At 40.8% G+C, this 25975-nt stretch carries 22 protein-coding genes and 1 tRNA gene; 13 read left to right on the plus strand and 10 right to left on the minus strand.

The window, feature by feature from the left end:
• Positions 1-70 precede the first annotated feature (70 nt).
• Positions 71-964: a sulfurtransferase gene (locus tag QMF37_RS07070; protein WP_071153711.1), complete on the minus strand. Its 894-nt coding sequence runs from the start codon at positions 962-964 to the stop codon at positions 71-73.
• 164 nt (positions 965-1128) lie between these two features.
• On the opposite strand from QMF37_RS07070, the gene cysK reads away from it, so the two are divergent.
• Together cysK and QMF37_RS07080 are read left to right on the plus strand one after the other, a co-directional pair.
• Positions 1129-2049, plus strand: coding sequence for a cysteine synthase A (cysK, locus tag QMF37_RS07075; RefSeq protein WP_071153712.1), 921 nt, complete (start codon positions 1129-1131; stop codon positions 2047-2049).
• 140 nt (positions 2050-2189) lie between these two features.
• Positions 2190-2906 (plus strand): 3-ketoacyl-ACP reductase, encoded by a 717-nt coding sequence (locus QMF37_RS07080; RefSeq protein ID WP_058386099.1) that lies wholly within the window; start codon positions 2190-2192, stop codon positions 2904-2906.
• Positions 2907-3128: 222 nt separating this feature from the next.
• On the opposite strand, the gene QMF37_RS07085 is transcribed toward QMF37_RS07080, so the two are convergent.
• Complete coding sequence (locus QMF37_RS07085) at positions 3129-4418, minus strand: MFS transporter (RefSeq protein ID WP_071153713.1); 1290 nt, start codon at positions 4416-4418, stop codon at positions 3129-3131.
• Positions 4419-4698: 280 nt separating this feature from the next.
• Between QMF37_RS07085 and QMF37_RS07090 the strand changes: the two genes are divergently transcribed.
• Positions 4699-5229: a hypothetical protein gene (locus QMF37_RS07090; RefSeq protein ID WP_283477503.1), complete on the plus strand. Its 531-nt coding sequence runs from the start codon at positions 4699-4701 to the stop codon at positions 5227-5229.
• A 137-nt stretch (positions 5230-5366) separates the two neighbouring features.
• Here QMF37_RS07090 and selA read toward each other — a convergent pair whose 3' ends face one another.
• Complete coding sequence (selA, locus tag QMF37_RS07095) at positions 5367-6770, minus strand: L-seryl-tRNA(Sec) selenium transferase (protein WP_283477505.1); 1404 nt, start codon at positions 6768-6770, stop codon at positions 5367-5369.
• Complete coding sequence (gene selB, locus QMF37_RS07100) at positions 6767-8671, minus strand: selenocysteine-specific translation elongation factor (protein ID WP_283477674.1); 1905 nt, start codon at positions 8669-8671, stop codon at positions 6767-6769. The genes selA and selB overlap by 4 nt, the downstream gene beginning before the upstream one ends.
• 161 nt (positions 8672-8832) lie before the next feature.
• Here selB and QMF37_RS07105 point away from each other — a divergent pair.
• From QMF37_RS07105 to QMF37_RS07135, 7 genes are all read left to right on the plus strand, one after another.
• Positions 8833-8929, plus strand: a tRNA-Sec gene (locus QMF37_RS07105).
• Positions 8930-9477: 548 nt separating this feature from the next.
• The gene (locus QMF37_RS07110) at positions 9478-10473 is read left to right on the plus strand and encodes a glycosyltransferase (protein WP_283477506.1); all 996 of its coding nucleotides are present in this window, start codon (positions 9478-9480) and stop codon (positions 10471-10473) included.
• Between the two features lie 141 nt (positions 10474-10614).
• Positions 10615-11664, plus strand: coding sequence for a selenide, water dikinase SelD (selD, locus tag QMF37_RS07115; protein ID WP_078080199.1), 1050 nt, complete (start codon positions 10615-10617; stop codon positions 11662-11664).
• Positions 11665-11762: 98 nt separating this feature from the next.
• Positions 11763-12659, plus strand: coding sequence for a phosphate/phosphite/phosphonate ABC transporter substrate-binding protein (gene phnD, locus QMF37_RS07120; protein WP_283477509.1), 897 nt, complete (start codon positions 11763-11765; stop codon positions 12657-12659).
• Positions 12660-12670: 11 nt separating this feature from the next.
• Complete coding sequence (phnE, locus tag QMF37_RS07125) at positions 12671-13426, plus strand: phosphonate ABC transporter, permease protein PhnE (RefSeq protein ID WP_058386951.1); 756 nt, start codon at positions 12671-12673, stop codon at positions 13424-13426.
• Positions 13427-13438: 12 nt separating this feature from the next.
• Positions 13439-14209 (plus strand): phosphonate ABC transporter ATP-binding protein, encoded by a 771-nt coding sequence (gene phnC, locus QMF37_RS07130; RefSeq protein ID WP_078080197.1) that lies wholly within the window; start codon positions 13439-13441, stop codon positions 14207-14209.
• Positions 14210-14309: 100 nt separating this feature from the next.
• Entirely contained in the window at positions 14310-14870 is a 561-nt protein-coding gene (locus QMF37_RS07135; protein ID WP_283477513.1) for a polysaccharide deacetylase family protein, read from the plus strand.
• A gap of 31 nt (positions 14871-14901) precedes the next feature.
• Here the strand turns inward: QMF37_RS07135 and QMF37_RS07140 are convergent, their stop codons facing one another.
• Positions 14902-16935 carry a Na+/H+ antiporter gene (locus QMF37_RS07140; RefSeq protein WP_283477515.1) on the minus strand — a complete coding sequence of 678 codons (2034 nt, stop codon included), beginning with the start codon at positions 16933-16935 and terminating at the stop codon, positions 14902-14904.
• Between the two features lie 168 nt (positions 16936-17103).
• On the opposite strand from QMF37_RS07140, the gene QMF37_RS07145 reads away from it, so the two are divergent.
• Positions 17104-17841: a hypothetical protein gene (locus tag QMF37_RS07145; RefSeq protein ID WP_283477517.1), complete on the plus strand. Its 738-nt coding sequence runs from the start codon at positions 17104-17106 to the stop codon at positions 17839-17841.
• A 259-nt stretch (positions 17842-18100) separates the two neighbouring features.
• Here the strand turns inward: QMF37_RS07145 and QMF37_RS07150 are convergent, their stop codons facing one another.
• The 4 genes from QMF37_RS07150 to QMF37_RS07165 form a co-directional block, all read right to left on the minus strand.
• Positions 18101-19369: a PTS ascorbate transporter subunit IIC gene (locus QMF37_RS07150; RefSeq protein ID WP_283477519.1), complete on the minus strand. Its 1269-nt coding sequence runs from the start codon at positions 19367-19369 to the stop codon at positions 18101-18103.
• A gap of 25 nt (positions 19370-19394) precedes the next feature.
• Positions 19395-19661 (minus strand): PTS sugar transporter subunit IIB, encoded by a 267-nt coding sequence (locus QMF37_RS07155; protein WP_071153720.1) that lies wholly within the window; start codon positions 19659-19661, stop codon positions 19395-19397.
• On the minus strand, positions 19658-21721 hold the full coding sequence (locus tag QMF37_RS07160) for a BglG family transcription antiterminator (protein ID WP_071153721.1): 2064 nt from the start codon (positions 21719-21721) through the stop codon (positions 19658-19660). Before QMF37_RS07160 ends, QMF37_RS07155 begins: the two co-directional genes overlap by 4 nt.
• A gap of 176 nt (positions 21722-21897) precedes the next feature.
• Positions 21898-22794, minus strand: coding sequence for a glycerophosphodiester phosphodiesterase (locus tag QMF37_RS07165; protein WP_071153722.1), 897 nt, complete (start codon positions 22792-22794; stop codon positions 21898-21900).
• Between the two features lie 361 nt (positions 22795-23155).
• On the opposite strand from QMF37_RS07165, the gene QMF37_RS07170 reads away from it, so the two are divergent.
• Both QMF37_RS07170 and QMF37_RS07175 read left to right on the plus strand, forming a co-directional pair.
• On the plus strand, positions 23156-23533 hold the full coding sequence (locus QMF37_RS07170) for a YidH family protein (protein WP_071153723.1): 378 nt from the start codon (positions 23156-23158) through the stop codon (positions 23531-23533).
• 42 nt (positions 23534-23575) lie between these two features.
• A complete protein-coding gene (locus QMF37_RS07175) occupies positions 23576-24793 on the plus strand; it encodes an EAL domain-containing protein (protein ID WP_071153724.1) in 1218 nt (405 codons plus the stop codon).
• 80 nt (positions 24794-24873) lie between these two features.
• Here QMF37_RS07175 and QMF37_RS07180 read toward each other — a convergent pair whose 3' ends face one another.
• On the minus strand, positions 24874-25716 hold the full coding sequence (locus tag QMF37_RS07180) for a YitT family protein (RefSeq protein ID WP_078080195.1): 843 nt from the start codon (positions 25714-25716) through the stop codon (positions 24874-24876).
• Between the last annotated feature and the right edge of the window lie 259 nt (positions 25717-25975).

Here is a 25975-nt window from a genome sequence, read left to right on the forward strand (position 1 = left end):
TACAGTAGTGCAACCGGCTGAGGCTCTACTCGCGGAAAGCGGCTGTCGCAATGGACATCAGCTCGGTCTTTCAATTTCCCATCACTAAAGGACACGTTGGATCACTTATCCATTCATTTAACGACCCGTCGTAAACAGCGACGTTTGTTTGACCGAGTGTATTAAGTATCAAAGCGGTCCACGTTGACGCAAGTCCACCACCGCAGTAGGTGATGACTTTTTTATCTAGATCTAACGCTCCTATTTTTTCAAATGGTTGACGCAGTGCGGCATCGGCATGCATTTTTTGTGTCTGTTGATCGGCATGATCACCAAAAAAAACATTGACGCTGCTCGGAATATGCCCTTTTCTGGGATAGGCATCTGTTGTTCCTTTAAAATCTTCAGGTGACAAGCTGTTGATGAGAATGACATTGTCATCGTTCATCGCACGTTTAACATCTTCTTTGCTCGCAAGCAGCTCGGTACGACGCTGTCCAGTACAAACTGTCGATGGGTAATTCCCGGGAACTGTCGTTAATGGACGCCCTTCTTGTTTCCATTTAGGCAGTCCTCCATCTAAAATCGCGATATTTTCGTAGCCTTCATAGTGCATTTGCCACGCTAGCCGTGAAGCCCAATAAGCAGCGATAACTGGATTTTCCACCAATGCCCCTTGATCGTAGATAACGGTATAAGTGCCGTCACCTATGCCCAGTTCAGTCATCTTTCTGCAAAAATAATCGCGCGGAGGCACTGTAAACGGTAACGACGATTCAGGATCTGACAATTCGTTTAATAAATCAATATGAACTGCTCCACTAATATGCCCTTGTTCATAGGAAGGTTTGCCTGACAAAATCGAAGGTGGGCCTCCATCTCTTGGAATATCCATAAAGGCCGTCGCATCTATAATTCGTAACTTCGGATCATCTAATCGCTGTTCTAGCCATTCTGTACTAACTACTAAAGGTATTTTTTCCATTTCTTTAACATCCCTTTCTTAAGCCGACAAATCCAATATGATTAACAAATGTGCGTTATACTAGTACAATAATAGCTAGGTTGCACGCCGTCAATTGAAAGACGCCGTTTATTTCTACAAAATTCGCGTGTTGATTTTTTAAACTAAGAAAGGTTGTTATCTACGTGAAACCCTATAATAATATTACCGAATTGATTGGCGATACGCCTGTCGTAAAACTAAATCGTATAGTGCCAGAAGGTGCAGCGGACGTCTACGTTAAATTGGAAATGTTTAATCCATCGAAAAGTGTCAAAGACCGTGCTGCCTATAATATGATCAAAATGGCCGAGGAAGATGGGTTATTAACAGAAGGCGCAACCATTATCGAACCAACAAGTGGCAATACCGGTATTGGCTTAGCCATGGTTGCTGCTGCACGAGGCTATCGCTCTATCTTGGTACTGCCGGACAACGCAACAAAAGAGCGAATCAATTTATTGAAAGCATACGGCTCTGAAGTTGTCCTCACACCAAGTGACGAAAAGATGCCTGGCGCTATTGGCAAAGCACTTGAGCTGCAAAAGGAGATTCCAAATAGTTTTATCCCGCAACAATTCGAAAACAAAGCAAATCCCGATATCCACCGGACAACGACAGCGCTAGAAATCTTGGAACAAATGGACGGGAAACTGGATGCCTTTGTAGCATCTGCTGGCACTGGCGGTACTATTACAGGGACTGGTGAAACATTAAAAGAGCATCTGCCAGAGCTGTACATCGCAGTCGTGGAACCGAAAGGATCTCCAGTTTTGTCTGGTGGAAAACCTGGCAAGCATAAATTAGTAGGCACGAGCCCTGGATTTATTCCGAGCATCTTAAATACTAAAATCTACGATGAAATCATGGCAATCCAAGATGAGGATGCGATTGATATCTTTAAACGAGTTGCTCGTGAAGAAGGTATTTTTGTCGGACCCTCTGCAGGCGCGACAATTTATGCAGCGATTGAACTTGCGAAGCGCCTCGGTAGCGGCAACAAAGTATTATGCATCGCACCCGATACCGGTGAACGTTACTTAAGTATGAATTTATTTGATGAATAAAAGATAATCACTACCAGCAGGCTTGTCGCCTGCTGGTTTTTTGTTTCTATTTTATTCCTGAGTTCTCTATTTAGGATTTCCAACTAGACTTTGCTACACTAGTATAGGAAATTAATTTTATATAAAGAGGAGCTATCCATATGCAAAACTTAACAGGAAAAAATGCGTTAATTACAGGAGCAGGACGAGGGATCGGCCGTTCTACAGCTATTGCTTTTGCAGCAGAAGGTATAAACGTTGGACTTGTAGGTCGCACTGCTGAAAACTTGGAGAAAGTTGTTGCGGAACTCGAGCAATACGGTGTGAAAACTGTTTTTGCAGTAGCTGATGTTGCCGATCAAGATTCGGTCAATGCAGCAGTTGAACACGTTTTGGCTGAACTTGGCTCGATTGATATTTTGATCAATAATGCAGGTATTGGGAAATTCGGTAACTTCCTTGATCTATCACCTGAAGAATTTAAAGCCATTATCGACACCAACTTGATGGGTGTGTATTATGTAACACGTGCTGTCTTGCCGCAAATGATCGAGCGTCAATCAGGTGACATTATTAATATTTCATCAACAGCTGGACAAAAAGGTGCTCCGGTAACAAGTGCTTACAGCGCGTCGAAGTTTGGTGTCATGGGATTAACAGAATCGTTAATGCTCGAAGTAAGAAAACACAATATCCGTGTCAGTGCACTAACACCGAGTACAGTTGCAACTGACCTAGCGATTGGTGAAAACTTAACCGATGGCAATCCTGATAAAGTGATGCAGCCAGAAGATTTGGCTGAAATGATGGTTGCTCAGTTAAAACTACACCCACGCGTATTATTAAAATCGGCTGGACTTTGGTCGACTAATCCTTAAACTCAACCTAGTATAAAGAGCTCCGTTCACAAAATTGTGAACGGAGCTCTTTTAAATGACAGCTAAAATTATCCCTTTACTAACGTTAAGTGTGAAAATAGTATACCGTTCATGCGGATTGATCAACAGAGCCTTTTGACTACGTAACTTAGCGAAGCCAAAAAGAAAATAACCTCCTGCTATTTTACATGAGCACTGAAAAACAACCTTTCTCAGAGCTGTTCAATTATCCACTTTTACTGTCTTCATCGACCAAAAAACAACTGGAATCATTGCCAGTGCAAGAAATCCTCCTCCTAAAGACATGACGGCATAACTTGACTGCGCCATGACCAGTCCCGAAAGCCCGCCGCCTGTTGCTCCTGCTAGCGCAACTAATACATCTACAGTACCTTGTGTTTTTGCGCGTGTCGATGGATGGGTTGAGTCAACAATGAGTGTAGTGCCACTGATCAACCCAAAGTTCCAGCCGAGACCCAGCAAAGCCAGTGCGACAATCAGCACCCATAAAGAATCACTTGGCGCTAAGGCCGCAACGATTCCCGCAGCCATGAACGTCACTCCTGAAGCTACTGTCATGATAATTCGACCCAATTTATCGACAAGGACACCGGTGACAAGCGATGGCAAATACATGGCAGCTATATGAATGCTAATGACTAACCCGATGTCTCCAAGATTATGTCCATAATGACCCATATGAATGGGCGTCATTGTCATGATTGCAAACATAATCAACTGTGTCAGCACCATGACAGTCGCTCCTAGTACGACTCCTTTTTTATTAATGGCAGAACCTACCGACTCCGTGTCTACTATACTCGCTTTAAAATTTAGCTGGTGCTCCGTTATCGCTTTTGATACTAGCAAAGGATCCGGTCTTAAGAAAATGACTAATACGATACCAGCTAAACTAAATGCCACAGCAGCTAAAATAAAAGGACCTGCTAAAGCTGGAACGTTAATGGATTCAGCAAATCTGCCCATTACACCAATTAGATTGGGCCCGGCAAATGCACCGAAAGTCGTTGAAACCAAAGCAATACTAATTGCAGTTCCTCGTTGCTTCACAGTTGCCAAATCTGTGCCTGCATAACGTGATTGCAAATTTGTAGCCGTTCCTGCTCCATAAATTAACAACGACGCAAACAGCAGAAAGACATTATCCGATAAAGCAGCCATAACAACACCAATTGCACCGATTGCACCCGCAAGGAAGCCTGTTGCCAAACCGGTCCGTCGACTAAAACGCTGCGAAAGCCTTCCAATAATAAGAGCTGCTGCCGCTGACCCCAGTGTAAACAGGGCTACTGGAAGACCTGCAAATCGGTCTGTACCGAGCATGTCCTGTGCTAGAAGCGCACCAACTGTCACACCAGCCGCTAGTCCAGCTCCTCCAAAAACCTGCGCCATTACAACAACCCACAGTGTTCGTCGATACAACCCTCTAACCTTTTCTGGTGAATTGATATAGTCTTGAAGCATTGCCTGGTGATTTTCGTATTGCTTCATACTATTCCCTCGTTTCAAAACAAGTATATTCTTTTGACTTTTTAAAGAATGATAGAACTGCACGCAAGAAATAATTCGAATCTTTTTTCAGTATAACGCTTTTTTATCTACCAGCCATGGTCTTTTGAAATAAAGAGCTTTTCCGCAATTTAATGTTCCTGTTATTTTCAAAGTCCTTTAAATTAGGGGACTTTTGGCTATAAATCTACACGTAGTTTTTTCTAAAAAAACTAGTTTTCCTTTATACTAAAAGCATGACTGACCTAAGGGGGCCAAGACAATGACTAAAATACATAAACAGAAGTTTTGGCGATTTGCTGCTTTACCTTGGCTGTTATTAACAATAGCTGCTCTCCTCGCTACCGGTGGATGGCTACTAAAAGCGGACTCTCAAGACGCAACAAACGTAAAAAACGCATTGCAGGAAATCATTATTGACCAAACGGGAGCAACTAGTAATATGAATAAGAAACGCATTTCTAATCTATCAGTTTCCCACAGTTCAACAGGCTGGAATGTCGAGATTTCCATAAATGCTGATAAAGAACTTACCGTCATTTCAACCAAACAGAAAATGTTAACACAAACCATCGCGATACTTGACTCTCTACCCGAAATCGACCAACTCGAAGATATGTCCTTTTCATGGTTGTATCCTATTGTAAACGAACAAAACGAGGTAGATTATCAAAGTGTCTTGTCTTTCCGACTAGATAAAAAAACACGTGAACAACTGATTTGGGACAACGTCACACCTTCTATTCTTCCTGATCTTGTTATCGATTATGAGGAACGACTCCTACTTGAATAGATGATTGCCGATAGATGAAAGGAGTCAGCTAGTCGCCGACTCCTTTTGTTCATCTTTACATTAGTAAAGGTGCTTTTTCGATTGATGTACGCTAAGCTTAGCAACGATTTCTAGTGTCACGAGTCTGTTCACTGTATTTATTGGCAAGCGATAAATCCTGCCAATAAATCGTCTAGCTCAGAAAAGTTGATAGTCCGGAAATCAATACATACCCGGTCTTCTTGAATTCGCGACACGATGGCTGGTTTTACTTTTCTCAGGCAAAGCGACAATTGCGCTGCACTTAACCGTTTATGTGTTATAGCCGCAATATACGTCGGAATTTCTACTCCTGGCATAGTGCCTCCGCCTATTTGAGATGTACTTTCTTGAAGTTCACTGTGATAGTTACTAGACTTTGACTGTAAATTACGGATAAATAATTGCGCTTGAACTTTAATGTCTTCTGCTGGGCGAATGATATCACGGATTGTGGGAAGTTCAGCAATTTTCTCTGCCCCCGCTAAATAGCTTTTTAAGGTTTCTTCCATTGCGGCAAGAGTCATTTTATCGACTCTTAAGACACGCGCCAATTGGTGCTTTTTCAATCGCTCGACCAACTCTTTTTTACCGGCAATCAATCCCGCTTGTGGTCCACCTAATAATTTATCGCCACTAAAAGACACAAGATCTACGCCACTTTCAATTACTTCCCGAACAAGCGGTTCATCTCCAATACCATGTTGTTTAAAATCATAAAGCGCACCGCTCCCCAAATCTTCATAAAAGATAACATGTTGATGTTTGCCAGTAAGTTCAACGAGCTTAGCAGTCTCTACTGTTTCTGTAAATCCAATCATTTTGAAATTACTCGTGTGGACTTTCATCATCATAGCGGTTTCTTCTGTTATGGCCTGTTCATAATCAACTAAATGGGTTTTGTTGGTAGTTCCCACTTCAACTAGTCGAGCCCCGCTTTCTTCCATAATGGAAGACACACGGAACGAACCTCCGATCTCGACCAATTGTCCCCGGGAAACAATCACTTCCTGTTTTTTTGCTAGCGCACTCAAAATGAGAAATACCGCTGCAGCATTATTGTTCACCACCATCGCAGCTTCCGCGCCTGTAGCTTGGACTACCAAATCTTCGATAATCTGATGGCGCGATCCTCGCTTTCCTGCTACTAATTGATATTCCAAATTCGAGTAATTCTCTGCTGTTCTTACTACGTGAGCAATGGCCGCATCGCTCAGTCGTGACCGTCCTAAATTCGTATGCAGCACGGTCCCGGTTCCGTTAATTACTCTTTCTAATCGGTCTTCTTGCCATATTTGTATATGAAGTTCCGCAGACTTGAAAATCTGTCCAGTGAAATCTGGAGTTGCTTTTTCGATTAGAGCCTCTTCTGCTAACAAGCTTTTTCGCAAACTGCCAACTTCTTGTTGTAGAAATTCAGTCAACTGCATTTCGTGGAGATCAAATTTCTTTTTTAGCGTTTCAAATCGTGGATCTTTCTGTAATTCATGAACCGCTGGAAGTAGTCGCAAATACTGTTTCATCGTTTATCCTCCGTCCAATAACGCTGATCTTCTGATCGTTTCGTATAATGAAGTTCATCAAGTAATTCGAGAAACGGGATCATGTACTTTCTCGATAAATCTAGCACTTCTTTGGCCTGCTTTAAATCAAAACAAGTATCTGTTTGATGCCGCAGTTGATTTAATGCGTCATCGAAAGCAGTATGGTGAATCAACGTATCTTCTCTCAAACGATAAACTTGATTACTTCCAATCAAATGGGCAGTGAGTTCAGCAATTTCCATCTTCGGTAAGGGTGTACCTAAAAAATAGTCTTCCCATTTCTTCGCTTGAAAAGCGTCTTGCTCCAGCGAACTAATAACCTGCTCCATTCGGACGCGCCATTTTTGTGGCAGATGTGGGTTAAAAAGAGGTAGAGCTACAAACTGTTCGAATCGCTTTAGTTCATTTTGTTCAACCAATAAATTTAAACTAAATTCCAGTAATGGTTTAGGATAGCTTATGCTCACTGACTGAATTAGTTCGGCCTTGCTCATACCCATACGCATTGAAAAATCTTCGTGATACTGCTGCAACCTGTCGAACAATTCATCTTTTATCTTGATAAACGTTTTGGTCAAACTATAGCCTTGGCGAGGAATTTCTAACCAACTATCCGATTCTACTCCTTGTTCTAAGATTTCCGCCAATGTGTTTTCGTTTAATGAAGTGTGTTGCATGAGGCTTTTCTCGTCGAGCAATAAGTATTTACTTAAGGCATCTACGACTAAATCTTTCGGTGTTCCTTGCTGGTGGTGACGAAGCATCTCGATTGTCTCCTCACCAAAGCAGTATTTCCCACCATTTGGTTGTATGACCCAGCCGCCACCAATGGTCTCAACGGGACTCGGGCGCCGCAATACAAAACGATCTCCTCGACGCACGACTATTTTTTCTTCTAACCGAATTTGGCATAATACTTCGTTTGGTGTTTGCGTCAGTTCGTTACGGTCAAAAAAGACGATTTTGCCCATCACTTCAGAGGTTCCGACGTGAAGCCTGACAGCCGTCCGCTGTTTAAGTGGTGCGAACTTTCGACCAATCACTTGCAATGCAATATCGATCGTATCTGTCACGAGAAAATGTTCTGAATCGACAAGTACATCTCCGCGTTTTACAGCTGTCTGATCCATGCCGCCTAAATTAATCGCCGTTCGCTGCCCTGCACGCGCCTGCTGACGTTCTTCGTGATGCACTTGAATTTGTCTCGCTTTCACAGAAATCCCTTCTGGTAAAAGACGAAGCTGCGAGGATTTCTGGACAACCCCCTCGTATACGGTTCCTCTGACGACAGTGCCTTGACCTTGGACTGAAAACACTTGATCAATTGGTAAACGAAATGAACCATAAGCGTCACGAAAATCGATTGCTTTCAGTTTCGTTAAAATCGTTTGCTTTAATTCGTCTATTCCGATTCCCGATAAACTATCGAGCGCAACATACGGTGCGTCACGAAAAATGGTTTCTGACAGCCGTTCTTTAACATCATCCATGACCAATTCGAGCATAATTTCATCGACACGATCGATTTTCGAAATCGCCACGATGCAATGTTCCACGCCTAAAAACTGCAGAATTTCCAAATGCTCTTCGGTTTGCGGCATGATGCCTTCATCTGCCGCTACAACCAAAACAACTAAATCAATTCCCGCAACCCCGGCAATCATCTGCCGAACAAACCGTTCATGTCCTGGTACATCGACAATCGAAATAGCAACACCCATTTCTAAATTTAAAGGTGCGTAGCCCAGTTCGATAGAGATCCCACGTTCTTTTTCTTCTTTTAATCGATCTGTTTCTACGTTAGTCAATGCTTTTGTCAAAGTGGTTTTGCCGTGATCAATATGTCCTGCCATGCCGATTGTATAATAACGTTCTTCCATTTTTTTCACACGCCTTCTCTTATCGCTGTTCTCTTTACTTTAGTCTTCAAGAAGGGCTGTTTCAAGCCTGAGCACCGCTTTCACCGATTCTCACTAAGCGCCTTTCTTGCGAAGATCTTTTTTTCGGTATAAACTTGTACAGGTTCACCATTACGAACTTTGGGGTTGGATGGGTGACTGGTGTCCTCCTGGGTCTTCAAAACCCTGAGGGGCCTGCGTGTCAGGCTCGGTGGGTTCGATTCCCATACAATCCCGCCAAATACATAGAAAAGCGACAGCGCCTATGTAGATTCGACGGGCGTAAGGCAGCACAGCAGTGTGGCGCTCTTTGCCACGCAGCTGGGGTGACTTACGACCCTAGAATCTAGGCGCTTGAGCTAGACATAGAAAAGCGACAGCGCCTATGTAGCTCCGACAGGCTTAAGACAGACCGACGAAGTGGCGCTCTTTGCCACACAGTCGGGTTGGCTTAAGACCCAAGGAGCTAGGCGCTTGAGCTAGACATAGAAAAGCGACAGCGCCTATGTAGCTCCGACAGGCTTAAGACAGACCGACGAAGTGGCGCTCTTTGCCACACAGTCGGGTTGGCTTAAGACCCGAGGAGCTAGGCGCTTGAGTTAGACATAGAAAAGCGACAGCGCCCTAGACCTAGTATCTACTGCTATTCACCAAAAAGATTGCCTTATAGGCAATCTTTTTTTTACAAACAGAAAGGTAAGTTAGGTGACAAACTTACTAGGCTTTAGGATAATTCAATTTAATAGAAGTGAACAAACCTTCAATTTGTGGAGTAAAGGAGGATGAAAATGAAAATTGTTTTAGCTTCACCAAACTATCCGCAACTTCGCGGAAATACCATAACGGTCCAACGCATCTCAGACAATCTAACAAAATTAGGAATCGACACAGAAATCATTTCAACGACAGACGAAGACGTCATTCGCTGTTTTCCACCTGCCGATATCGTTCACGGTTTCCATGCTTATAATTTTTATCAGTTCTTGCAACAACTAGACACAAAACCTGCGCATTACATTGTGACCATGACTGGTACTGATTTGAATCAAGATTTGTTTAATCCAGATAGACGAACGGACGTCTTAACCTGTTTGCATGAATCAGACGCAATTCATGTGTTCGATAAAAAAGCAGAGGACTTGCTCGTAAAGGAAGTTCCTTGGTTGACTGATAAAATTTTTATTATGCCACAAGGCAATCAGCCTTCTTTTGCAGGTACATCTTCTTTTACAAAAGAGCCAGGTAGCTTTTTGTTTTTTTTGCCTGCCGGTATTCGGAAAGTCAAAAATATTCCTGAAGCAATTCTGATGCTCCATGATTTATATCTGCGAAACCCGCAACTTCGATTGTGGCTCATTGGCCCCGTTCTTGAAGAAATGGAAAGCGAACGCGTGATGGCTCTCGTCAAGCAGCACGAAGACTGGATTCGCTATCTCGGGCAAGTACCACACGAAGACATGGGTTCTATTTACCAACAGGCCGATGTTGTCTTAAATACTTCTTTATCAGAAGGACAGCCTGCTACGATTTTAGAAGCCATGGGATATGCCTTACCTGTCCTCGCTTCAGACATTCCAGGCAACAGCAGCATCATTTCCGATGGGGAAACAGGGTTTTTATATAAAACTCGGATCGAATTTCTTGATTATGCTGAAAAGCTCATGAATAATAACAAAATAAGAGAAACTATTGGCCATGCCGCTAAAGCTTATGTGAAACAACATCACTCAAGTGAACGCGAAGCTGAAACGTTCTTGAAAGTTTATCAAAACATCTTAAAGTAATTTTGGTTTTGGTCAGTATTAAACAATAGTAAGTTGAATTGAAGCAATGGTCATTGAGAGTTGGAGTAACCCAGCGGAATATCCACAGGCTAAAATGATTCATTTAACTTATAAATCTGATGAGAAAAAGGAGAGATTAATATGGTTGAAAAAGAAAACGTACGCTTAACTTCTTTATCTACAAAAGGCGGTTGAGGCTGCAAAATTGGTCCTGAGGACCTGGCGCAGGTTCTGCGCCACTTACCGAAAAATGTAGACGATCCAAACTTGCTGGTCGGCTTGGAAACAGCTGATGATGCGGGAGTTTATAAAATTAATGACGAAACTGCATTGGTTCAAACTTTAGATTTCTTTACTCCGATTGTCGATGACGCTTATATGTTTGGTCAGATTGGTGCAGCTAATGCCTTAAGCGACGTTTACGCTATGGGTGGCAAACCCTTAACAGTTATGAATATTGTAGCTTTCCCAATCAATACTTTAGACAAAAGTATTTTAGCTGATATTTTGGCTGGTGCTTCTGACAAAGTGAAGGAATCTGGCGCTGTTTTAGTTGGTGGTCATTCAATTGATGATCAAGAACCTAAATTTGGACTTTCCGTTACAGGAACAATCCACCCCGATCGGATCCGCTCTAACGCTGGTGCGAAACCGGGTGATCGTCTAATTTTGACCAAACCTATTGGCGTCGGTATTTTGACTACTGCCATCAAGCAAGGAACTTTGGATCAAAAATCTTTGGATGAAGTTATGAATGTAATGGCTACGTTAAACAAAACTGCAGCAGAAGTGATGGAAAATTTCACCGTTAATGCCTGCACCGATGTCACTGGATTTGGCCTGCTTGGTCACACAATGGAAATCGCTAAAGGCGGCAATGTTGGCGTGACCGTAACTAACCGAGATGTTCCTGTTCTGGCTCGCGCTAGAGAACTTGCCGAACAAGACGTCATTCCAGGCGGAACTCGTAAAAATCGTAAATGGCTTGCTGATGACATCGATTATGCTGAAAACATTAGTGAAATCGATCAATTGATTCTGTGCGATGCGGTCACTTCAGGAGGCTTGCTGATTTCAGTTCCTGAAGCAGATGCGGATGCATTACAAAATGAGTTAGTAAAAAATAAAGTTCAATCCGCTATCATTGGTCATGTAACAAGTGAACATGCTGGACGTATTCGTGTTATTTAAAGGTCAGGCACAACTTATTTAAGCTTTTTACAAGGACTCTGCTTGAGTCCTTGTTTTACTGTTAACTCAATGCCCAAATTCAAAAAGAGGTGATTTTATTGAAAAAATGGATTGGTACGATTTCTGCACTTTTTCTTGTGTTATTCCTGTCTGCCTGTAGCAATGAGTCAGCTGAAAATGACAGCTCCTCAGATGAACAAGAACCCTTTACAATAGGCGTCATTCCTGCTCAAACAGAAGGTGAAATGGAAGTCGCGATGGAAAAATTACAAGCCCTTCTAAGTAAAGAACTGGATCGCAAAGTTGAGATTGAAGTTTATCCCGATTATAACGGCGTAGTAGAATCGATGAACTACGACCAGATTGATATGGCTTATCTTGGACCATTGACTTATGTAATCGCTGAAGCGAACAGCAATGCAGAAGCCATCATTACCCAACTGGTCGAAGGCGAACCTTTCTATCATTCCTATGTCATCACTCATAAAGACAATCCAGCAACGTCTCTAGATGAACTATTAAAAACTCCTGGTGAAGTTCAATTTGCTTTTGGTGATCTCAATTCTACTTCCGGGTCATTAATTCCTTCTATTGAATTACAAGATCGAGGCGTCTATGAGTCCGAACAAGAAAACCAATTTAAAAATGTTCGTTTTACTGGATCACACGACGCTACTGCCTTAGCCGTTCAAAACAAACAAGTTGATGCAGGTGCTATTGATAGCGCTATTTACAATCAATTAATAGAATCGGGCAAAATCGATGCGGACCAATTAAAAATCGTTTGGGAATCTGAGCCGTTGTTCCAATACCCATGGGCTGTTCTTGAAAGTACAGATGATGGAACGATCGCAAAATTACGGAAAGCATTTTTGGCGATTGAAGATCCTGAGATCCTGGACGCGTTTGGCGCAACCGGTTTTACAGAAGCTACGAATGCCGATTATGAAAGCATTAAACAAGCCGCTATAAAGCAAGGAATCATTGAAGAATAGAGTTGATTAGCTTGTGGTTTAAAAAAAGAAATTTCATTACACTCATAATTGTTCTCGTACTCGTTTATTTCAGCATGCGCATTACAGAATTCGATCTGTCCAAGTTTAAAGATTTTCGCAATATGATCGATTTTCTGTCTCAATGGTGGCCAATGGACTTTTCTAAGCTTCCAGGTATGGTAGAAGATACGTTTGAAACATTGGCAATGGCCTTTCTTGGCAGTGTTTTTGGTTTATTGATTGCTTTGCCAATCAGCTTTATGGCGGCACGCAATACAGCGCCTTCTAAGTCGCTCTTCCATATCACACGTGTGGCACTTAGTTTTGTGCGATCGATTCCGGAAATTGTTTTCGGTCTTATCTTATTAACAACACTTGGCCTCGGACCTTTTCCAGCCGTTATTGCCATCATGTTCCATAACGTGGGGGTTTTCGGGAAACTGGTTTCTGAATTAATTGAAGCAGCAGATCCTGGTCCCCAAGAAGCCATGCGAGCGGTTGGTGCAAAAAGATGGCTGGCGAATCTGTTCAGCATTCTGCCACAAATTTGGCCAAACGTATTGTCGCAGTTTTTTTATCGTTTTGAAGTAGCTATACGGACATCGCTTATCTTGGGCTTTATCGGTGGTGGTGGAATCGGACAACGGTTATTCAATGATTTTAAAACCTTTCAATACGCTTCTGTTTCACTAGACGTATTGATTATCATGATTATGGTCATCGCTATCGATTTTTTGGCCAGTACGGTTCGAAATCGTGTAATTTAAAGGAGTGGCGATATGATTCAAGTGAAAAATCTATCTGTACAGTATCCAGATATGAAAGCAAAAGCATTGACTGATATCAGCTTGTCTCTTAAAAAAGGCGATTTCGTCTGTGTACTAGGGAAAAGTGGTGCTGGAAAATCGACTTTTATTCGTTGTCTGAATGGATTACAAAAACCAACTAGTGGAGAAATTTACTTTGATGATCAAGATATCTCTATCCATAGTGAAGAAAAATTGCGCAAAGTACGACGAGAAACGGGGATGATTTTCCAGCATTTCAGCCTCGTTCCTCGTCTGAGTGTCATTCAAAATGTATTGACCGGCATGTTTGGTTATCGTTCTTCTTTCAAAAATCTGATTGGCTGGTTTTCTGCTGATGAGTTAGCTTTCGCCAAACAAGTTATTGCAGATGTTGGCTTGTCCGATATGACTTATCGAAAAGTTGAACAACTGAGCGGTGGTCAAAAACAACGGGTAGGTATCGCGCGTGCCCTCGCCCAACAGCCAAAAGTTTTGCTTGGAGACGAACCTGTTGCTAGTCTAGATCCTGGCACCTCTAATCACATCTTCACGTTACTGACAGAAATGCATGAACGTTTAGACTTACTGACGATTATCAATGTTCATGACATCGAATTGGCAAAGCGCTACGCTAGTCGCATTCTTGCTTTAAAAGATGGTAAGCTTATTTTTGATGGGCTGCCGGCAGACTTCACGGATTCCCAATATCATGAAACCTATACGTCTAATCCACAAACCGCATTTTTCGATGCAGGAATTTAAATTCAAGGAGATGATTCGGATGATTAAGAGCCCTTGAGCAGTCGATCAATCCAGGGTCGTGTACGACTCTACTCACCCCGAAATTGTTACGAGCACTCGTTTGCAAAGCAAAAAATCTGTGATCTTAACATTTGATGACGGTCCAAGCAAACGACTGCCACAACTACTAGATATTTTAAAACAGCACGATGTGCAAGCGATGTTCTTCTGGCAATCGCATCTGCTTTATCCTGCAAGACCATGGCAACGCTTGTTGGACGATGGGCATGTTCTTGGTACGCATTCAATGAAACACCGGAACTTGATACAACTGTCTTATGAAAAACAGTATCAAGATATCCACAATAGTATGTTGCATATCGAAAAAACAACTGGAACACCCGTTGTTTTTTTCCGGCCTCCATACGGTAACTACAATGCCGATACGTTACGAGCAGCAAAAGCACTGGGCTTAACGACGGTCATGTGGCGAATCGCTTCGATGGACTGGGAATTAAAAGAAGATTCCCAACAAATTATTCGATATATCACTGAAAATCTTGAAGATGGTGCTATCATCCTGTTACATGAATTAGAGCAAACTATCACTATTTTACCTCAGTTAATTCATGCGATTAAACAGCAAGGATATAGCTTTTCTTTGGTAGATACTAACGACTAAAAAGCAGCACCGAAAAATCGGTGCTGCTTTTTTAGTCAGTAGTTTCGTGCAAGGTAACGCTTTCGATAAAATGAATATAGCGTCTTAGTTCTTTTGCCTGCTCTCTTGTAATATCTCCAGATGCATACATTTTATAAATTTCCGCTCGTCCCATATCCATGACAATGACGCGCAGTTCTTCTTTTTGCAATTCATATTTTTCATCGTACAACGCTTCAGGTTTTTTTAATCTACTGACCATTTGTCTATAATCTGAAACGACCGCTTCCATAATTTCTTTCGGTTCGTATTTTTTTGCATATGCTTCAATCCCAGAGAGAGCCGCTTGCAAAGCCTGCAGTTGAACTTCTCGTCCTTCCTGAAATTCGACCAGCCGTATTTCCTCTTCTCTCGCATTTTGCCCCCTGAAACGCCTCCATGCCCGAATCAGCTTCCCCTGTAAATAGAGCATCGTCGAACGCGTATTGTTGGCAATGACTTCTTCGCGACGATCTAGTGACTTTTCAAAAGCATCATGTAATTCTGAATCCAACTCCTTTTTACGATAAAGTGATTGGATGTATTTACGTTCAAGTCGCAGCGCCTTTAATCGGAGTTCTCGCATTTTTCGCTGGTACTTTTTATTGGCTTGCGTTGCAGCATCTTCTTCCGTTTGAATCTGACGGAAACGTAATTTATATTCTTCCATCAATTCATAAGCACCTGCTTCGTTTTCTTCCGTAATTTCAGATTTTATTTTTTTAATCGAAGTTAGTAAAATTCGTCTCTGTGCTTCTTCTAAATCTATCTTTAAGGATTGCTCACCATCTGCCAATTGTCCTTTACTGAGCATCGGTAAAACAATCGTTGCAACAATCAACGTAAAAAGAATGGTTCCTGCTGCTAAGAAAAGAATAAGCGACCGGTTTGGAAAAGCCTCTCCATTCTCCATCAGAAAAGGCAGTGACAGAACTCCGACCATAGTTACGGTTCCACGAACTCCTGTTAAACTAACATACAAAGTTAACTTCAAGCTGGGCTTGGCCGCTTCTTTCATTTTGCCAAAATGATATTCATAAATGGAAAACAGGTATGCCCAGACAAAACGAATGCTGAGAATCATCGTACCAATTGCGAACACATAGGAAAATATGAGCAACAAACTGGCGTTAGGATTTTCCAAAACACCGCGCATCGAAATCGGGATATTCAACCCAAGCAGTAAAAAAACTATGCCATTTAATATAAAAAGAATGATTTTCCAAATTTTTTCTGTTGAGACTTGTTCTTCTGCAATAAACGTTTCGGTCTGTTCTCTAACGAGAGAATGTACGATTCCTGCGACTACAACCGCTATAACTCCCGATGCGTGGAGAATATCTTCTGTAACGATGAATATTAAAAACGGCGTCATAATTTGTAATAAGGTGTGGAACGTGACGTCGTTAATGCCTTGCTTTCGCAATATTAATCGAATTCCGATAACTGATAACCCTAATAGCAGACCCAACAATCCACCTGCCAGAAATTTATACGAAAAATCCAAAACTGCTTCTGATAGTGAAAAATAGCCGGTAACCACAGCCGCTACGGCATAATTAAATGCGACTAAACCCGATGCGTCATTTATCAATGATTCGCCTCTCACCAGACTCAATACTTTTTGTGGAATCCGAATACGCTGCGCGATGCCATTAACTGCGACTGGATCTGTCGGAGATAGGATTGCAGCTAATGCGAATGCAGCAGCCAGCGGAATCTCATCTATTAGCCAGTGGATAAAATAGCCACCTAACACCGTTGTTAATAGTACGAGAATGATTGCATTTCCTAGAATGGGTCCTTTCATTCGCCATAATTCTTCACGTGGAAAGTGGCTGCCGTCATTAAACAATAAGGGAGCGATAAATAACAGTAAAAACCATTCTGTTTCAATATCGAAAGAGATATCTTGGTAAACAAGCACCAAAATAATTCCTAGAGCCACTTGGATTAGTGCGGTCGGGATAAACGGAATGTAATGGCTCACTACATTCGAAATCAATAGACAAATCAACAAAAGAAAAATAGTAAGCAACAAGTCCATAGCTTTTCTCCATTCTATTCCGGGTATGAGTCATCTATGTATACCCAAAACAGTCTATACTCTACGCTTTTTATTTAAGATGTCTTTTTGAATTCTACTATTATTTAACGTGCGTTTTTTGGAAAGATTCGGGTATACTGCTTTTAACCCAGATTAGGAGGTACTGCGATGTTTTACTTGAGCTTAGCCATCACCATCGCATTTATGATTGTTCATATCTCTACAAATTACATTAAATTTCTTGATCGAAAGCCAAAAGACAGACTCATGTCGTTTGTATCCGGTGGTTCAATTGCTTATGTCTTTCTCCATCTCGTTCCTGAATTGACCCATTACCAAGAAGTCGCTGAAGATGCTCAATTACCGCTGTGGCTTGAGTCACTTGACTACTCCACTTATTTGTTAACGCTCCTGGGTATTGCGTTTTTCTACGGCATCAATCAACTCAATGAGAAATCCAAAGCAAAAAATGAAAGAGAAGAAAACCTCTCACAACCAAGCAGGTTCGTCTTCGCTCTTGAAATTTTCGGATTTGCATTATATAACGTGCTAATTGGCTATTTGCTTACTGATTTAAGTGGCGAACGAATTTCGGATTATCTTATTTACTTTATCGTCTTTTCTTTCCATTTTATCGCCAACAATCGCGTACTCCATCTAACACACGAAGACTTGTATACGAATATTGGTCGTTGGGTATTGGCCATTTCCGTATTACTTGGTTGGTTGCTTTATCATGTTACAGAAACTAACGAATTGACTATTGCCTTCTTTTCAGCGTTTCTCACAGGGGGAATCATCTTAAATATTTTAGATGACGAATTGCCGGCAGAGAAAAATAGTAGCTATCCTTCTTTTATCGCAGGGCTTATCTTTATCACTGTGCTGCTCCAAATCATTCTTTGAGTAAGGTGGTGTCAATGTGCGGATTTCCTGTATGGGTAGCCTGCTTACTTCACTCATTCTTTCGATTATCTTGACTATTTTGGTGAATTTACTGTTTTTTTAGCTCATCTTCAGTCTATATAAGTTGCTATTCAACTACTATCACCTAAAGAGCCTTTGCTGAACCTGTTTAGCCTTCAAACCTAAAAAGCCATGCCATGCAAAAAAAGCCAGTCAGAATTCATAGATTCTGACTGGCTTTTTTAGTTTAAAATCATTGTTATGCAAACCCTAAAAGTTTCATAATACTTAAAATCAAGATACCTACTACTCCAAAGTCAGAGTCACCAAATGTCGTTCCAGAAAATCCGATATCTCCCAGTAATACTAGTAGGATAGCGGGAATGAAACTGATGATTAAGCCGTTAGCAAATGCACCGAGCATCGCACCGCGTCGACCACCTGTAATATTTCCGAAGACACCAGCTGCTGCTCCAGTGAAGAAGTGAGGAACTAGTCCTGGAACAATGACACTCAACCCAAGAACCGGAAGAGCGAACATCGCTAATAATCCTGCAAAAAAGCTAAATAAAAACCCAATAATTACAGCATTTGGAGCAAACGGAAAAATAATTGGCACATCAAGCGCTGGCTTTGTGTTCGGTACTAGCTTGTCGGCAATTCCTTGGAAAGCAGGAACGATTTCAGCAATTAGCATTCTTACTCCTGCAAGGATAATGTAAACACCCGCTGCAAAGGTAATTGCTTGAATGAATGAAAATACTAAGAAATTTGAACCGTTCGAGAGTGTTGTTTCAATAAACTCTTGACCTGCAAATAAAGCAACCACAATAAAGAACAATGTCATTGTCAAAGAAACTGCTACAGAAGTATCTCTTAGAAACCCTAACGATTGAGGAACTTTAATGTCCTCAGTGGTTTTTTCTTTATTACCAAACCATTTCCCAACATTGGCAGAAACGAAATAACCAATTGATCCAAAATGACCTACAGCAAAATCGTCACTTCCTGTAATTTGACGCACATATGGTTGCAAAAGTGCTGGGAAAAGCACCATACATAGACCAAGAATAATTGAACCAACCAAAATTAATGGAGCTCCTGCAAGTCCGCCGACTGATAAAGTCACTGCTAGTAGACATGCCATGAACAAGGTATGATGACCCGTAAGGAATATATATTTAAACGGTGTGATACGTGCCAAGAGAATATTGAAAAGCATTCCGAAAACCATGATTAATGCTGTTGAAGTTCCATACTCACTTTGTGCAGCAGCAACAATCGCTTCATTATTTGGAATGACGCCCTGGACATTAAACGCATAATCAAACATTTTCCCGAATATATCCAGAGAGCCAATCAGCACTGCAGCTCCAGCACCAATAATTACAAAGCCCATTACTGTTTTTAACGTTCCAGAAACTACATCGGCGCTATTTTTCTTCTGAAGTAACAACCCTATAAGTGCAAATAACCCAATCAAAATAGCTGGCGTTCCCAGTATATCGTTCATAATTATTTGTAACACAGCATTTCCTCCTTTGGTGTCAGTTTTATCCTAAATGCGGCTCTAATTTCGATTTAATTTCTGGAATGCTCATCATGTTTTCCAAATTGACGATAGTTCGACTGCCATTATCTAACTGACTCATAATATCTGCTGCCCCAATAAAGATGTCCGCTTGTTCTGATTTAGCAGAAGTTAGATCTGTGTGACCTACTTCTGCTGTTTTGCCTAATTCTTTTAATGCCTTCTTAACATTCAATTCCATAATAAAACTGCTTCCTAATCCGTTTCCGCACACTACCATGATTTTCATTCTGTTTCCTCCTTGGAATAGTTATGGATAATCTCCAAAAGTTGATTTTTATTTGTTGCTCCCAACATTTGTTGGATATTTTCAGGTTCATTCAATAAATTTGTCAACTGAATTAATGCCCGAAGATGCGAATCGCTGTCAGCTGCTGCTAAAATGATAATTAATCGAACAGGTTTGTCCGGTGAAAAATCCACCGCTTGATCAAGTTTTAATAGGCTCATTGATAAAGAACGAACCCCTTCTTCCGGTCGAGCATGTGGGATTGCAACTAACGGCGTAATAACGACATAAGGTCCATTTTCCTCGATAGACTCTATCATGGCTGTTACATAGCGATCTTCGATTGTCCCTAATTCTACAAGTGGCCTAGCAGCCACTTCGATTGCCTCTTGCCACGTGGCAATCACTGGTTCTAATTGAAGCGTTTGCTCATTTAATAGTTCGGCTAACACAGGCTTTTCCGCCTCCTTTACTGTATATGTGTGAGTTGCACTTTTTTGTGTCTGTAGCGATACTTGGAGTTCTTTCTCTAGTTGTTTTGCATCATGAATCGTGGCGTATTTAGAAATGATTTTCATCATACCTGCAACATCGGCTTCTGGAACCGCATAGCCGTAAAGTTCTTGCATGACTTGCTTACTCAACCTTTGTTTGTCGCGATCTTCTAAAATAGGCGGCACTATAAACAATGTCTCATTCGTCCTCATATAGACCGATGAAAAAACCAAATCGTAAGGGAGCGGATAGTCAGCTGTATCTCGAACAGATAATACATCCAAGAATAAGATAGTTGGAAACAATTCTCGCAACGTGTAGTTAAGGATGTTGCTGACACCTGTACCGTGTGGACAAACGACAATTGCTTTTTTTCGATCATCTAAACGCGTGCCTTGTCTTTGAAGCCAGCCCCCAAAATAAATTGTAAAATAGGCTACTTCAGCTTCTGGAATGCAAAGACCTAATTTTTCCTCGAGTACTTTCAAGGATTTGATTGTCAAATGATGAAGTTCCGGATAGATTTTGCGTATCCGTTCGCTCATCGGATTGACATGAGGAATCCCATACTTGATTCGGTAAAAAGCTGGTTTAAAATGCACATACAATTGTTCACATAGCTGATCTTTTTCGTGAAGGTGAACAAACGTTAGTCGTTCGAATTCTTCAATGACTTGCTGCAAGATCTCGTAAAAAACTTGATCTTCTTCTAAAGGAGAGCCGTCTTTTATACGGTTCATGCTGATGACATGCAAAGTTGCATATAATTTTTCCGTGTGGCTCCATTCCGAATAAAATGCAGCCGCTCCAACCATCTGTTCGATTAATGCGTATTCCTGTGTATCAATAAATGGCAACCAACTGGAATCTTCTTCTAGCTCTTCACCTTTTCCAATCAATTGATTTGTGGAAAAGAATAGATAAGCCAGTTCGTTTAGGCGATTATCTGTAAAAGTAGTGCCCAGTTGTTGTTCTATTCTTTCCAATTCTGAATGAATGGCATCGATGTGCTCTTCAAATCCTGTCCAAATGCATTCGATAATCAGCTGACTATTTGAACCACTTAATACTTCATGAATCAATTGTTCAATGACAAAGCGCTTGATTCGACTATTGCCAGTAATGATGTACCCCGCTTGTTTAGAATACTGAATTGTCAAATCCATTTGCTTAGCCATCTTTTTAAGACGTTGAAGATCTGTCAAAACCGTATTTCGTGAAACGCCGGCGACCGATTGAAAATGATAAAGAGATAAAGGCTCTAAACTGAGCAAAATTAACAAGTAAAAAATTTGTTGGCGATCTTTCTCTGAAAATACATAACTTCGTTTTGTCAGTTGGATATTGATTTCTTCTTTAATTGCATCTGGTAAAAAATAGCCGGTATCTCGCTTATACTGAACGGGTTTATAATGATTAGATTGAAGCCAATCGTTGACCTTGTTTAAACTATACTGAATTTGTCTGCGTGTCAGTCCCGTTTGGTCTTCAATCGCACTCATCGAAGGAATTGATGAATGTTGTAGGAGCTTTAGTAAAGTTGCACTTCTTTCATCTAAAAACATCCTTTAATCCTCCCTTACTTTAACAATAGTCTATGTATTCACTAAAAAACATCTTTTCTCAGTCCCATTATTGTTCTTACCGTTGCACAGCACTGTGCTGTACTACAGAAAAATTATAACGTAAAAAACCGTCTATGAAATCACAATTGATTTCATAGACGGTTTTTAAATTTCTGCTAGCCCTTTTTTTTCAATACGGCTTCTAAAACCTCTGGATAATTGGTGAATATCCCTGTTACCCCCCAGTCAATCAAGCGTTCCATGTCGGCACGTTCATTGACTGTATAAGGATGAATCAGTAGCCCGTGATGTCGTACTTGCTCTACATAAGAGCGGTCAATTTTCGTATGGCTCATGCCTACTCCAATCGCATATTCTTTAATATGTTCAAGCTCAAGATCCGAAATAACTGCAGGTTTTGAATAAGAAATCAATTGAACTAGTGGAATTTCTGGCTTCAAGTCATGCATAGTTAACAAGCTTTCCTGACTAAAGGATTGCACCAGAACTTTACTTGACTGTGCATTTTGTCCAGTCAACTTATGCTTTTCTAATATCCGCACAAGTTCCTGCTCCATTCCTGGATAAACGCTGGGTGCCTTCGTTTCGATATAATACCGGGAGCCTTTGCCGAACGTTTCTATCACTTCTTCAAGAGTCGATACTTGCAATCCTTCAAACTCAGGTTGAGCTTTTTCAGGGTAAGCTCTGTTAAACCAGGAACCTGCATCTAATTTTTTGATTTCTGCAAGCGTCATGTCTTTAACATAACCAGAACCATCCGTTGTCCGATTTACTTTTTCGTCATGCATCGCAATCAGAACGCCATCTTTTGTCATCTGTAAATCCACTTCTATGTAATCAGCCTGCATCCCTTCACCTAATTTATAGGCAGCCAACGTATGTTCAGGTGCATGTCCAGAGGCTCCGCGGTGTGCAATAGACAAAAATCGATTGGAATTAAATTCAGCTTCTTTCGACTTTCCCTTTGCTCCTATTGAGTTGACTGACACCACTGTACTCATTAGTAATAAGACCAATAAGCTAAACGAAATTTTCTTCAATTGCTTCATCTCCTACTTTTTATTTGGTTTGGCAGTAAGACACTGACATATTTTTTCTGACGCTTCTTAAATACCATTCTCCCTTAACTATACTTAAAAAGCTTCCGAATTGGGCACAATCACATTAACTTAATAGAATTTTCACAACTAGTTTACAGTGGTCGAATTCTTCCTCGATTGATTTGTTCAGCTTTCGTACCTTCATAGCAACAGAACATTACTTGCTTCTCTTTGTATAATTTATTCAACTTGTTTAATTTTTTGAAATTCCTTTTTAATCGCGATTCATTTATACTGGAAAGACATTCGTTTTTTTCAATTTCAGATTTTTAAAATTTTGAACTGATTATTACTTGGAGGAGCGTACCGTATGTCCCGTCAGTCCTACCGAAAGGACAAAAATCAATTGGTTTATACACAACAACACCTAGCTAATGAACGTACCTACCTAGCCTGGATTCGTACGGTTATTTCAATTGTCGGCGTTGGTTTTCTGGCGACGAGTTTGCATTTTACTATGGGTGTCATACGTAATACATTTGTTGATACGTTTACTATTGCACTCGGTATTTTCGCCTGTATTTTTGGCCTCATCGTTATTTTTTCAGCAACACAAAATTATAAGAAAAAACGCCAACAACTCATTGATGAAACCTTTACTCCCTCAAACATGCACATCACTTTAATTTCTTCTATGCTAGCGATCATGATCATCATGGTCATTGTTTACTTTTTTATGATCATGTAACATTCTGCTTCCCGAAATACTTGCAGCAAAGGAGCACACCCGATGGATCCATTTGACATTCTTGAAAATTTACATAAGGTAAAACCTGCTTTCCAGCCTATCATTAGCGCCGTTAAACATACTGTCATCGGCTATGAAGTTTTGGGTCGCTTCCAAGTTGAAGATACTTGGATGAGTTTAGGCAGTTTCTTTCACGACGATGATGTACCTGACGAGTACAAAGTAGAAGTCGATCAGCACCTATTGGCATTAGCAATCACTCAAATGCTTGAAGCTAGAAATGATGGCCTGTTATTTATAAACCGTAATGCCAGACAACTGCTGATTAATAGCGGGGAAGATTTTCTAGAAACTCTTCAAAACTTTGCGGAAAAAGGATTTTCCATGGAGCGAATTGTCCTGGAAATTACGGAATATGATTTTGAAGAAGATTTTGATACGCTCCAGCATTTATTGTTTTACTACAAAACCTATGGCATTCAGATAGCGGTTGACCATGTGGGAGCAAAAAGCTCTAATATTGATCGAATTCGTCAATTGCGTCCTCATATTTTAAAAATCGATACCGGCTTTGTTCGAAATGCCAATCCAGAAGTATTCCAAGATGTTATCCAAACCCTCTCTGTACTTGCACGTCGAATTGGTGCCAAGCTTTCTTATGAAAACATTGAAGACAATTACCAATTGTATTTCGCCTGGAAACATGGTGGTCATTATTACCAAGGATTTTATTTGGCCAATCCTGAAGTTGAACTTCCGATGAACAATAGCATTCAGATGAACGTAGGAGAAAAAATTACTGAGTTTGTTCAACGAGAAAAATCGCTAATAGAAAAACGCTATACCTTTACGCTAGGTTTTGAAGAGAAGGTGAAAAAATCGCTATCCAAATGGCATGGTCCAGCAACAGCAGATCTTTTTATCAAAGCTGTTGCTGAAGCCTTTAAAGAAGAAAGCTTTCGCTTGTACATTTGCAATAGCGATGGCCGACAAGTATCTTCCAACTTCAGAAAATATGGTGACGAATGGGTGCTAGAAAAAGATCAACTTGGTTCACATTGGGCTTTTCGTCCTTATTTCCTTGAAAATACGATGCAAATGAAAAGTTGGCATAAAGGAATTTTGTCGGACGTTTATTCGGATATTGAAACTGGTAAAATGATTCGTACATTTAGTTTTCCTTTATCGCACGAATGCTATTTGTTTATCGACATTAGCAACGACTTTATCTCCGAAATTGATTATCTCTTGTTTCGATAATTCCTGTTAACAAAAACGAATTAGCTTTTAAATTAGCTTAGAGACGCAAAAAAGACTCTCCAGTGACCGGAGAGTCTTTTTTAAATTGGGTTTTTCATGAAGTTATCGTCTTTTCTGAAATTCCCCATGACTTCCATCGTTTCGCTAATGCTCACGAATGCCTGTGGATCAATTTTCTTTATCAATGGTCTAACAAATGCTAATTCGTGACGGCTAATCACACTATAAAGAACTTTTACTTTAGTTGCTGAATATGCACCTTCACCGTCCACTACCGTAATCCCTCGATATAAATTATCGAGCAGCTCTTTTTTTACTGCATCTCCTTGATTGGTCACGACCATTAAGCTCAGTTTAATATGACGCGTGTGAACACGATCAAGTACTAGACCCGAGATATAGATAGAAGCCATTGTGTACATCGCCAATTCCCATGAAAAAATAAAGCCCGATACAAAAACGACGACACTATTAAGTCCAAAAACGAGTGCACCTAATGGAATATCGCGTTTTCTCGACAACAACAAGCCAATCACGTCAAATCCGCCAGTCGAACTATAAAAGCGAATAATGATTCCAATGGCTGCTCCTGCAATTACCCCCCCGAAAACAGTAGAAAGTAGTGCATCCTCTGTCAATTTAACAACAGGAATATACAACATCGAAACCGAAGTCACGACAACAGAAAACAGACTGTTTGCGATAAACGTCTTGCCGAGCTTCATCCAGCCCATAACAAGAATCGGGATGTTCAAAATGATCATCCAAAGCCCCGCGTTCAAAGGGGTTACCAATCCTAGCATCATCGCAATACCCGTTACTCCGCCTGCTAATACTTCATGCGGCAGTAAGAACATATTAAACGCAAATCCAAGAACAATCGAAGAAACAAAAATCAGTAATAATCTCGTCCATTTATTCATAACTAAACTCCAATCCTAAGGTGACCCTTAGTCATTCTATTTTGTTCACTCCACAAAAAAAGGGCGTGCATCTGCACGTCACCTTAAGACTATTTATCGGAATGTATTTTTTTACTTTTCAATAAAAACTACGACAATGCGAATAAATTGTTCTTTTTTATAGTGAACCAATGTTTCATATTATAGTAGCTTTCGGTACAAGAATGCAAGCCTTTGTTCTTTTGTTCACGGACTGTCCGCAAATAGAAAAAAAGAGCCA

Source organism: Planococcus sp. S3-L1, from assembly GCF_030063085.1.
GTDB classification, from domain to species: Bacteria; Bacillota; Bacilli; order Bacillales_A; family Planococcaceae; genus Planococcus; species Planococcus kocurii.